The following is a 1,027-nucleotide window of genomic DNA, read 5'->3' as shown; positions in this document are numbered from 1 at the left end:
ACTTAATCAAAGCTCAAGCAAGCAAGTGATGAGACAATGTATAGGACCTGCTCATGCTTGGCATGAAGAACAAGCCAAGGCCCCTCGCACTGTCGGTCACTACCTTCATCATCAAGCTCAACAATTTGCCGAAAGTGATGCCGTCATATTTGAGCAGGAAGTCTTAAGCTATCGTCAGCTTGATGAACTTAGCTCACAGTGGGCTCAGCTCCTATTAGAGGAACATGTATCCGTTGGGGATCGCGTAGGCTTGTGCCTGGACCGCTCTCAGCATATGCTCGCGGCCCTAATTGGCATATTGAAAGTCGGCGCCAGCTATGTCCCGCTTGACCCTGACTTCCCCGATGATCGTTTGGCGTACATGATTGAAGACTCGGGCTTACAACACCTAGTCACTCAAGAAACGCATATCAAGCGCCTGCCTTCTGTTGCACACATACTCAATACCGATCTGATTTCTGAACGTCTATCACAGCAGAACACAGCTTGCCCAGATGTAACAATCCCTGAGGATACAGCTGCGTATATCATCTATACCTCCGGTTCTACCGGAAAGCCTAAAGGCGTTGTGGTACCCCATGCTTCCGTCATGAACTTCTTACACAGCATGGCCGAAAAGCCAGGGCTCCAGGCTGATGATACCCTGATGGCAGTAACAACTTTGTCTTTTGATATTGCCGTACTTGAACTCTACTTGCCACTCTGGGTCGGCGCCAAAATCATTATTGCCAAGAAACAGGATAGTAGTGATGGTCGACGTTTATTAAGCTTGCTGATAAAGCATCAGGCAAACTTCATGCAAGCAACACCCGCCACCTGGCGATTGCTGATCAGTAGTGGCTGGCAGGGTGAGCCTAGATTAAAAGCACTGTGCGGTGGCGAAGCATTGCCATTGGATTTAGCTGAAGAGCTACTTCAACGCTGTAGTGAGCTTTGGAACATGTATGGCCCAACTGAAACCACCGTTTGGTCTAGCTGTGCCCAGATTACACAAACCCAAACACCGCCTGGATTGGGCTTACCTATC

1 protein-coding gene is annotated in these 1,027 nt (G+C 49.0%); it reads left to right on the top strand.

Going from position 1 to position 1,027, the window contains the following annotated elements; genetic code table 11:
* Nucleotides 1-28: 28 nt before the first annotated feature.
* On the top strand, nucleotides 29-1,027 hold a 999-nt coding region (locus A3756_RS03270; RefSeq protein ID WP_156490231.1), incomplete at its 3' end, for an AMP-binding protein.

The organism is Oleiphilus sp. HI0086 (assembly GCF_001635225.1).
This window is presented reverse-complemented; position numbering and strand designations above follow the sequence as displayed.